The sequence below is a fragment of the Gemmatimonadota bacterium genome, assembly GCA_016712265.1.
Lineage (GTDB): Bacteria > Gemmatimonadota > Gemmatimonadetes > Gemmatimonadales > Gemmatimonadaceae > RBC101.
The window spans coordinates 703,493-713,526 of sequence record JADJRJ010000030.1 but is presented as its reverse complement, the minus strand read 5'-3'; the positions used below and the strand labels follow the sequence as shown (position 1 = coordinate 713,526).

The 10,034-nt window shown below is 67.6% G+C and carries 10 protein-coding genes; 8 read left to right on the top strand and 2 right to left on the bottom strand.

Annotated features, from left to right (window positions below; translation table 11 throughout):
- Nucleotides 1-2 precede the first annotated feature (2 nt).
- Nucleotides 3-233 (bottom strand): hypothetical protein, encoded by a 231-nt coding sequence (locus IPK85_18585; GenBank protein MBK8249381.1) that lies wholly within the window; start codon nt 231-233, stop codon nt 3-5.
- Between the two features lie 281 nt (nt 234-514).
- The gene (sthA, locus tag IPK85_18580) at nt 515-1,906 is read right to left on the bottom strand and encodes a Si-specific NAD(P)(+) transhydrogenase (protein ID MBK8249380.1); all 1,392 of its coding nucleotides are present in this window, start codon (nt 1,904-1,906) and stop codon (nt 515-517) included.
- Nucleotides 1,907-1,991: 85 nt separating this feature from the next.
- On the opposite strand from sthA, the gene IPK85_18575 reads away from it, so the two are divergent.
- The 8 genes from IPK85_18575 to IPK85_18540 all read left to right on the top strand — a co-directional run bounded on the left by IPK85_18575 (nt 1,992) and on the right by IPK85_18540 (nt 9,940).
- Complete coding sequence (locus IPK85_18575; GenBank protein ID MBK8249379.1) at nt 1,992-3,536, top strand: acyl-CoA carboxylase subunit beta; 1,545 nt, start codon at nt 1,992-1,994, stop codon at nt 3,534-3,536.
- 57 nt (nt 3,537-3,593) lie between these two features.
- Entirely contained in the window at nt 3,594-5,111 is a 1,518-nt protein-coding gene (locus IPK85_18570; GenBank protein ID MBK8249378.1) for an acetyl-CoA carboxylase biotin carboxylase subunit, read from the top strand.
- Nucleotides 5,095-6,336 carry a class I SAM-dependent RNA methyltransferase gene (locus tag IPK85_18565; protein MBK8249377.1) on the top strand — a complete coding sequence of 414 codons (1,242 nt, stop codon included), beginning with the start codon at nt 5,095-5,097 and terminating at the stop codon, nt 6,334-6,336. Before IPK85_18570 ends, IPK85_18565 begins: the two co-directional genes overlap by 17 nt.
- Nucleotides 6,333-6,857 carry a biotin/lipoyl-binding protein gene (locus IPK85_18560; GenBank protein ID MBK8249376.1) on the top strand — a complete coding sequence of 175 codons (525 nt, stop codon included), beginning with the start codon at nt 6,333-6,335 and terminating at the stop codon, nt 6,855-6,857. Before IPK85_18565 ends, IPK85_18560 begins: the two co-directional genes overlap by 4 nt.
- Before the next feature lie 139 nt (nt 6,858-6,996).
- Nucleotides 6,997-7,443 (top strand): 50S ribosomal protein L13, encoded by a 447-nt coding sequence (gene rplM, locus IPK85_18555; protein MBK8249375.1) that lies wholly within the window; start codon nt 6,997-6,999, stop codon nt 7,441-7,443.
- Nucleotides 7,444-7,454: 11 nt separating this feature from the next.
- Nucleotides 7,455-7,838: a 30S ribosomal protein S9 gene (gene rpsI, locus IPK85_18550; GenBank protein MBK8249374.1), complete on the top strand. Its 384-nt coding sequence runs from the start codon at nt 7,455-7,457 to the stop codon at nt 7,836-7,838.
- A gap of 192 nt (nt 7,839-8,030) precedes the next feature.
- Nucleotides 8,031-8,930: a 30S ribosomal protein S2 gene (rpsB, locus tag IPK85_18545; GenBank protein MBK8249373.1), complete on the top strand. Its 900-nt coding sequence runs from the start codon at nt 8,031-8,033 to the stop codon at nt 8,928-8,930.
- A 119-nt stretch (nt 8,931-9,049) separates the two neighbouring features.
- On the top strand, nt 9,050-9,940 hold the full coding sequence (locus IPK85_18540; GenBank protein MBK8249372.1) for an elongation factor Ts: 891 nt from the start codon (nt 9,050-9,052) through the stop codon (nt 9,938-9,940).
- Nucleotides 9,941-10,034: the final 94 nt, after the last annotated feature.

The window sequence follows — 10,034 nt, the reverse complement described above, 5'->3', positions numbered from 1 at the left end:
GATCACCTGGTAAGGCGCAGCATGGCCAGACGGCTCGCCATCGAGGTGCTCACCACGAGTACGGTCGGGTCGCTCGGCGCGGTCACCGGGAGATTGGCCAGCTCGAACGGATCGACCTGGAGGTCATAGAGTTCGCGGAACAAACCGCCGCTCGCACTGCCGCGCTCGATGAGGGCGGTGACCACCCCGCGTGCCTGGAGCTCGGTCGCGAGGGTCTGCGCGTCGGCGAACATCCGCGCTCCGCCGCCGGGCGGGCGTCAGGGAAGCACCGGCCTGGTGTCCTGAAGCGCCGGACGCGTGCTGCATCGCTTCGGCGGCGATTCACGAGCGGTCGCACGGCGCGCATTGCCCAACTCGTCGGCGACCCTGGACACACGCAGCGGAGCGGTATCGAGTGCGGCCGCCCGTCGGGCCCAACATTGGCGAGCGCCCCGCCGGTACACGAGGGAGGAGGCCCTGGGGCAGCTCAAGAGCGACCCGCGGGTGGCACACCCCGCGTGACCGCCAGTGCCTCCTAGATCCGGTTGGTGCCGTCCAGCCCCGCGACCTTGTACGCCTCGGCCAACGTCGGATAGTTGAACACCGCATCGCGGAAATACTCGATCGTCCCACCCAGCGCCATCGCGGTCTGCCCGATATGCACCAGCTCTGTCGCGCTGTCGCCGAACGCATGCACGCCGAGGATCCGCTTCGTCTCGCGATTGAACAAGACCTTCAGCATCCCCGTGTCCACCCCCATCATCTGGGCACGCGCCAACTCGGCAAAACGGGCGAGCCCGATGTCGTACGGCACCTGGTCGCGCGCCAGGGTATCCTCCGTGGCGCCGACCATGGAGATCTCCGGGATCGTGTAGATGCCATAGGGCAGCACCACGTCGGCCGGATTGGGGACCGGGGCACCGAACATGTGGCACGCGGCCGAACGCCCCTGTTCGGCGGAGGTGGCCGCCAGGGCGGGGAAGCCGATCACGTCACCGGCCGCGTAGATGTGCGGGACCGGTGTTTGGTACCACTCGTTCACGCCGATGCGTCCCCGATCATCCGCCTCGAGCCCGGCCGCATCCAGCCCAATGAGGTCCGCGTTGGTCTGTCGGCCAACGCTGTACAGCAGGACGTCGCCGCGGACCACCCGCTGGCTCCGCAGACGGACGCTGATCCGGGCGCGGGCATCGTAGCCCACCTCCTCGACCGCGTCACCGAGCCGGAAGACGGCATTCTGGCCACGCATGTGGTGGCAGAGCAGGTCGACCATCTCGTGGTCGGCGAAATCGAGCAGCCGCTCCCGCGCGTCCACGACCGACACGCGAACGCCAAGCGCTGAGAACATCGACGCGTACTCGAGCCCCACCACGCCGCCGCCGACGACGATCAGCTCGCGCGGCAGGGTGCGGAGGTTCAGGATCTCGTCGGAGTCGATGAACCGCTCACCATCAAACGGGATGCTGCTGCACCGCGCGGGGCGTGTACCGCAGGCGATCAGGACGTTGGATCCGCCGACCACCGTGTGTGAACCGGAGTCGTCGACGACGCCGACGTGGTGGCTGTCGGCGAACGTCGCGGCGCCACACAACATGGTCACGTTGTTCCGCTTCAGCTGTGACCGGATGACCTCCAGCTCGCGCGCCATCACCTGGTGCACGCGCGAGGTGAGGTCCGCCATCGTGATGTCTTCCTTCAGCGAGTAGTCGCGCCCGTAGAAGGCCCGCTGGCGGAAGCCGCTGAGGTAGAGGATCGCCTCGCGGAGAGTCTTGGACGGGATCGTCCCCGTATGCAGGCAAACGCCGCCCACGAGCTCGCGGCGGTCGATGAGTGCGACGCGCTTGCCCAGTTTCGCGGCGGCAATGGCGCCGCGCTGCCCCGCGGGTCCGGAGCCGATGACGATGAGGTCGAATTCGTATCCTGCCATGTCCAGGAAAGCATCGGCACCGGGGACGATCCCTGAATGGGCTCCTCCCCCCCGGGCTCGCTCACTACCTTTCCCGGCCATGACCATGCGAGAGAAACTCGAGCAGCTCGAGGGGCGCCGTGCCCTGGCCGAGCAGGGGGGCGGGGCGGCCCGCATCAAGGCACAACACGACAAGGGCAAGTTGTCCGCCCGGGAGCGGCTGGACCTCCTGCTGGACGAGGGGTCCTTTGTCGAGTACGACCGCTTCGTGACCCACCGGTCGACGGACTTCGGCCTGGACCAGCAGAAGGTCTACGGCGACGGGGTGGTCACCGGTCACGGCCGCATCGATGGGCGGCTGGTTTACGTGTTCTCCCAGGACTTCACGGTCTTCGGCGGCTCCCTGTCGGAGACCTTCGCCGAGAAGATCTGCAAGGTGATGGACCTCGCCGTCCGGAACGGGGCGCCAGTGATCGGGCTCAACGACTCGGGCGGGGCCCGGATCCAGGAAGGGGTGGTCTCGTTAGGCGGGTACGCCGACATCTTCCTGCGCAACACGATGGCCTCCGGGGTCGTCCCCCAGATCTCGGCCATTCTCGGCCCCTGTGCGGGGGGCGCGGTCTACTCGCCCGCGATCACGGACTTTGTGTTCATGGTGCGGGGCTCCTCGTACATGTTCGTCACCGGTCCCAACGTCGTGAAGACGGTGACGCACGAGGATGTCACGATGGAACGACTCGGCGGAGCCGATACGCATGCGGCCACCTCCGGCGTGGCCCACTTCGCGCACGACTCGGAGTTGCAGTCGATCCAGGCGATCCGGGAACTGTTCCACTACATCCCGCAGAACAACCTCGATGCGCCCCCGCGTGGCATGAGCCGCGATCCGCATGACCGGCGCGACGAGGGACTGCTGGACGTCGTCCCGGACAACGCGAACAAGCCGTATGACATGCACGAGGTGATCCGGCGCATCGTCGACGACGGGACCTTCTATGAAGTCCACGCCGAGTTCGCCCAGAACATCCTGTGCGGGTTCGCGCACCTGGGAGGCTTCTCGGTCGGGATCGTGGCGAACCAGCCGGCGGTGCTGGCCGGCGTGCTGGACATCAACGCCTCGGTGAAGGCGGCGCGGTTCGTCCGGTTCTGCGATGCCTTCAACATCCCAATCGTGACCTTCGAGGATGTGCCGGGCTTCCTGCCAGGGGTGGCGCAGGAACATGGCGGAATCATCCGGCATGGCGCCAAGCTGCTGTATGCCTACTGCGAGGCGACGGTGCCGAAGCTGACGGTGATCACGCGCAAGGCGTATGGCGGTGCGTACGACGTCATGAGTTCCAAGCACATTCGCGGGGATTTCAACGTGGCCTGGCCCACGGCGGAGATCGCCGTGATGGGTCCCAAGGGGGCGGTGGAGATCCTCTTCCGCAAGGAGATCGCCGAGGCGGCGGATCCGGCGAAGGCGATGGATGAGCGCGTGGCTGAATACAGTGAGAAGTTCGCCAATCCGTATGTGGCGGCCGCCCGCGGGTTCGTGGACGACATCATCGACCCCCGCGATACCCGCCCGCGATTGATCGACGCGCTACAGACGCTGCAAGGCAAGCGCGACCGCAACCCGCCGAGGAAACATGGCAACCTGCCGCTCTGAGTTGGGGCTGCGGCGGTACGCGCTGCCGGGTGCCTGCCGCCTGCCGTCTCCATGACCATGTTCACCAAGCTCCTTGTCGCGAACCGGGGCGAGATCGCCATCCGGATCATGCGCGCCTGTCGCGAACTCGGCGTGCGTACGGTGGCGGTCTATTCGGACGCCGATGCCCAGGCCCCGCATGTGCGTGCCGCCGATGAAGCGGTGAATATCGGGCCCGCGCCCTCGTCGCAGAGTTACCTGCTGGGCGAGCGTCTCATTGAAGTTGCAAGACGCACGGGGGCGGAAGCCATCCATCCGGGATACGGCTTCCTCTCCGAGCGCGAGTGGTTCTCGCGGGCGGTGCGCGACGCGGGGCTGGTGTTCGTCGGGCCGCCGCCCGAGGCGATCGCGGCGCTGGGGAGCAAGACGGCGGCACGCCAACTGGCGATTGCCGCCGGCGTTCCCGTGGTGCCAGGGACCACGGAGGGGCTGAAGGATGCCGCCGAGGCCGAGGCGATCGCTGAACGCTACGGGTATCCGGTGTTGTTGAAGGCCGCGGCGGGTGGGGGGGGGAAGGGGATGCGTGTCGTCCGGACGGCGGCAGAGATGGCGTCCTCGCTCGATGCGGCGCGGCGCGAGGCGCAGAATGCGTTTGGGGACGACACGGTCTACGTGGAGAAGTACATCGTCGGGCCGCGCCACGTGGAGATCCAGGTGATTGCCGACGCGCATGGCACCGTGCGTTCCCTGGGGGAGCGGGAGTGTTCGGTGCAGCGTCGGCACCAGAAGATGATCGAGGAGGCGCCGTCGGTCGCGGTGTCGCCGGAGCTGCGCAAGCGGATGGGCGACACGGCGGTCGCGGCCGCGCGCGCGGCGGGTTACGTGAACGCCGGCACCTGCGAATTCCTGCTGGACGCGGACGGCAACTACTACTTCCTGGAGATGAACACCCGCCTTCAGGTCGAGCATCCGGTGACGGAGTTTGTCACTGGGGTCGACATCGTGCAGTGGCAGATTAGGGTCGCGGCCGGTGAGCGATTGCCATTCCCGGAGCATCTCACGCCGCGCGGCTGGTCGATGGAGTGCCGGATCACGAGCGAGGATCCGGCGAACGGATTCCTCCCGTCGACAGGGCGGATTGAGTTCCTTCAAGTCCCCACCGGGCCTGGGGTGCGATGGGACGGCGGGATCGAGACCGGATCGACCGTTGGGCTGCATTACGACCCGATGCTCGCCAAGTTGATCGTGTGGGCCGCGACGCGTGAGGAGTGTATCGCGCGCATGCACCGCGCCCTGCGGGAGCTGACGATCGTTGGGGTCGAGACCTCGCGGGAGTTCCACCTCCGTGTGCTTGAGGACGAGGAGTTCCGTCGCGGCGCGATCGAGATCCAGTGGCTCGAGCGGCGCCTGCCGTCGTTGGTCGGGGCCGCGGCGCCGGCGTCGCAGGTGCAGCTGGCCGCGATCGCGGCCGCGCTGCTGGCCGACCGGGACCGCGGGACGCGGCGCGTCGCAACCGCGACGACAACGACCGAGGCCGGGCCCGCGACGCCCACGGCCTGGGAGCTGGCGGCGAGGCGTGATGCACTCAGGGTCTAGGGTAGCCACGCACGCCGAACTCCGCATCGACCGCATCGCCGCTGGTGGTGCCGGGATTGGGCGTGTCGACGGACTGGCGACCTTCGTGCCGCGCACCGCGCCGGGTGACCTGGTCCGGGTGCGGCTGCGCAACCGGCGGCGATATGCGGAAGGCACGCTGGTCGAGGTGCTCACCGCGGGGCCGGACCGCGTCGAGCCGTCGTGTGCGCACTATGTGCGCGATGCCTGTGGTGGATGCCAGATGCAGCACCTCGCCTATGACGCGCAGCTCCTCGCGAAGCAGGACATCGTGCGCCAGGCGCTGTCGCGCATTGGACATCGCATGGTGGAGGTCGAGGCGGTGCGTCCGTCGCCGGAGGTCTGGCGCTACCGGAACAAGTTGACGCTGACCGTTCGCGGACGCGGCGCCGGCCGGCACGGTGGGCTCCGGCGACTTGGCGCCCCGGACGAGGTTTTCGACCTCACGGAGTGCCCGATCTCGGCGAAACCGATCGAGCTTGCCTGGCGAGAGGTGCGCGAGGCGATCGCCCTCCTTCCGGCGGGTGACGACGTGCGGGTCGTCCTGCGGTGGGAGGTGCTGGGAGTGAGCGCCGTCGTGAAGGGTGGCGGCCAGTGGGGGGACCGGGAGGCGTTCCTCGGGCGATGTCCGTCCCTCACGCGCGTTCGCCATGACACGTCGGCGGCGGCTTCGACGGACGAGGACGACGCCGTGGCCTCGCTCGACGCCTTCACCCAGGTCAACGACGCGATGGCCCGCGAGATGGAGGACCATGTCGTCGCGGTGATCAGCGAGACGTCGCCGGCCCGCGTAGTGGATGCCTATGGCGGCCAGGGGCGGATTGCCGGGAGGTTGTCGTCCGCCGGGATCGACGTTTCCCTGATTGAGCTCGACCCGGAGGCGACGCGGATCGCCGCCGCGGAATGCCCCGGTGTCGATGTACGAACCGCGCGGGTGGAAGACACCATCGCGGAGGTCCTGCCTGCCGACCTGGTCCTCGTCAATCCGCCCCGGACGGGGCTGCACGCCAGGGTGTGCGAGGTCCTCGAGGGTGCCCGTCCACGGCCGGGTCGACTGGTTTATGTGAGTTGCGACCCGGCCACCCTGGCCCGCGACCTCGGCCGGCTGCCGTCCTGGCGGGTGGAGCGCGTGTCGCCATTTGACCTCTTTCCGCAGACCGCGCACGTGGAGACGGTCTGCGTCCTCAGCCCGGAGGAAGTGCAATGAAGTACGCCGTCGAAGTGAACGGCCAACGTGTGGACATCGCCCTGGAGGAGGGAGGCGTGAGGGTGCTGGGCGACGAAGGAGCCGCGGCACCGGGCGCGTTCGCGTCGGCGCACCTCGAGCAGGTCGACGGGACCCCGGTCTATATGGTACGGCTGGGGGAGGCTGTGCATCGCGTGGTGGTGTCCCGGGGAGAGACCAAGGGGAGCTATGCCCTGTGGATCGATGGGCACCGCTTCGCCGCTGAAGCCCTGGACGAGCGGACCCGGGCCATCCGGGAGCTGACCGCCGCGGCGGCCGGGGCCCAGGGGCCACGCCCGCTGGTCGCCCCCATGCCGGGGCTGATCGTCCGCCTCCACGTGAAGGTCGGGGACGAGGTCATCCCCGGGCAGCCGCTGGTCTCCATGGAAGCGATGAAGATGGAGAACGAGCTACGGTCGCTGTCCGGCGGACGGGTGACTGCGATCCCAGTGGCCCCCGGCCAGCCGGTGGAGAAGGGGGCGGTCCTGGTGGAGCTGGCCTAGGCCGCCCTGATTTCGGCGGTCCGGCTCCGTTGACACGCCAGAAGGGGCTACCTACTTTCAGGGTCTGCCATAAACCACGTATCCATCGCACTTTGCGCGCCTTTGTCGGCCGCGCGTGGCGTCACCCAGGTTCGTCCTCATGAAGACTTTTAGCGCGACCCCCAAAGACATCCAGCGTCACTGGTTCGTTGTTGACGCGGAAGGGATGGTGCTCGGTCGCCTCGCCTCCGAGATCGCCCGCATCCTGCGTGGCAAGCACAAGCCGATCTACACGCCGCACATGGATACCGGTGACAATGTCATCGTGATCAATGCGTCGAAGGTCAAGGTGACGGGCAAGAAGGGCGAGCAGAAGAGCTACTTCTCGCACACCGGCTACATGGGTCACGAGCGGCACACGCCGTACGCCATGCTGCACGGCAAGCATCCGGAGCGCGTGATCGAGAAGGCGGTCTTCGGCATGCTTCCCAAGTCTGCGCTCGCCCGCCAGGTGCTGCGCCTCAAGCTCCGCGTCTACGCTGGCGCCGAACACCCGCATGCGGCCCAGCAGCCGACTGCGCTTTCCTTTGATCGCAAGAGTGCCTGAGCATGGCTGAAATGCAACTCCGCGCAGTGGGCCGCCGCAAGGAAGCGGTGTGTCGTGTCACCCTAAAGCCCGGCTCGGGTAAGTGGGATGTCAACGGGCGTACGCTCGGCGACTACTTCCCGCGTCCGTCGCTGGTGTCTGCCATTCAGCAGGCGTTCACCGCGACCGACTCGCTCGGGCGCTTTGATGTGCGCGCCAAGCTCGAAGGTGGTGGACAGACCGGTCAGGCCGGCGCCCTCCGCCTCGCGGTGGCGCGCGCCCTGGTTTCGCTGGACGAGACGCATCGCCGCAAGCTGCGTGACCTCGGGCTATTGACCCGCGACGCGCGGGCCGTCGAGCGCAAGAAGCCCGGCCGTCCCAAGGCCCGCAAGCGCTTCCAGTTCTCCAAGCGCTAGTCCAATCGCGCATCCCCTCGCCGGGATGCGCACGAAGCACCTCCCCGGCCGGCCGGTGCCGGGGAGACCACAGTACCACCGGCGGTTCGTTCCCCATCTCGCACGCGCTCCCGAGTCGCCTCGGGTGCCGGCTTCGGCCGGTCGAAGGCGACGCCGACGGACGCGGACGCACAACCCGACAAGGACACTTTCATGAAGCCGACACTCGAGCAGTTGCTGGAAGCGGGCGTTCACTTCGGGCACCAGACCCGTCGTTGGAACCCCAAGATGCGCCGGTTCATCTTCGCCGAGCGCAACGGCATCCACATCATCGACCTGCAGAAGACCCTCAAGCAGATCGACGAAGCCGAGAAGTTCATCCGCGAGATCATCCTCCGCGGCGAGAACGTCCTCTTTGTCTGCACCAAGCGGCAGCTCGGCTCCATCGTGCGCGTTGAGGCCGATCGCTGTGGCGCCCTGTATGTCACGGAGCGCTGGCTCGGTGGCTTGCTCACGAACTTCGGCACCATCAAGAAGCAGACGCGCCGGCTCAAGGAGCTGGAAGCGGGCTCTGAGGCCGGTGGTGAGTTCGAGAACTACACCAAGAAGGAGCAGCTGCTGCTCACGCGCCAGCGCGACAAGCTCCTGAAGAACCTGTCGGGCATCAAGAACATGGGGCGCCTCCCCGGGCTCATGTTCGTGATCGATGCCAAGAAGGAGCGCATCGCGGTCAGCGAGGCCATCAAGCTCGGCATCCCGATCGTCGCGATCTGCGATACCAACTCGGATCCGGACCAGATCACGGTGCCGATCGCCGGCAACGATGACGCCATCCGCTCGGTGGAGCTGATCACGCGCTTCATCGCCGACCTGATCATGGAGGCCCGTCGAGAGGCCCCGGTGCGCCAGGTCGAGGAAGAGGCGGAAGAGACGACGTATTCGTCGGACCGCGGGATGGAGCCGGCCGGTGAAGACGAGCGTCGCCGTCGGCGTCGCCCGCGTCGTCGTCGGGCCAACCCGGGTGCCCTCGCGGCGCGGCTCAAGCCGGGCTCGCCGGAAGGCGGCGAGGCAGGGACAGACGCTGGCGAAGCCAGCGAAGCTGGAGCGGAATAAGCAATCGAGGCGGCGCCTCGGACTCCTCCCGGTTCACTCCGGGATCATGGATCACCATCGCGCCGCCGGCCTCCCACGCCGGCGGCGTTCTCACAAACAGGGCAAGGAGTGGTTTGCACATGGCTGTGACTGCCAAGGACGTAGCTGACCTCCGCGCGCGCACCGGCGCCGGGATGATGGATTGCAAGAAGGCCCTCGATGAGTCGGCGGGCGACATCCAGAAGGCGGTGGAACTCCTCCGCATGAAGGGGATTGCCAAGGCGGAGAAGCGCGCCGGACGCACGGCGTCCGAGGGGCGCATCGTGGTCAAGTCGGCCGAGAACGGCAGCGCGGCTGCGATCATCGAGGTCAACTCAGAGACCGACTTCGTCGCCCGCAATGATGAATTCGGCGCGTTCGCCCAGGGCATCGCGGATCACGTCTTCGCCGATGCGACTCTGGACGCGGTCGTCGCCGTGGCCGCCGAGGGGAGCGTGCCGGCCCAGAAGTACCACGCCGACGCCTCCAAGACTGTCGACGAGGTCGTGAAGGAGGCCTCGGCCAAGACCGGTGAGAACGTCGTGCTGCGTCGCTACGCGCGCCTGGTGTCTGACGGCGTGGTGGGGTCGTACGTGCACTTCAACGGCAAGGTGGCCGTGCTGGTCGACGTGCGGGGATCGTCGGGCGACGCGGCGCGTGAACTCGCCAAGTCGGTCGCTGAACACGTTGCAGCCGGTGTTCCCCGCGTGCCTTACGGCGTGACGCGCGATGACGTCCCGGCGGAGTTCGTGGCCAAGGAACGCGAGATCTTCACCGAGCAGGCCAAGCAGTCGGGCAAGCCGGACAACATCATCGCCAAGATGGTGGACGGGCAGGTGAACAAGCTCTTCGCCGAGGCCGCCCTCATCGAGCAGCCGTGGGTCCGGGACCCCAACATGACCATCAAGCAGCTTGCCGAGCAGAAGTCGAAGGAAGCTGGGGCAACGCTGAGCGTGCGGCGGTTCGTCCGCTACCAGATGGGTGAAGAGTAAGGTCGAGATGTTCGGCCATGGCGTGCGCCGTGGGGCGGGCTGGTCAGCCCGTGCCCACGGCGTGACTCCTGCCACTTGCCTCCGGCCCCGTAAC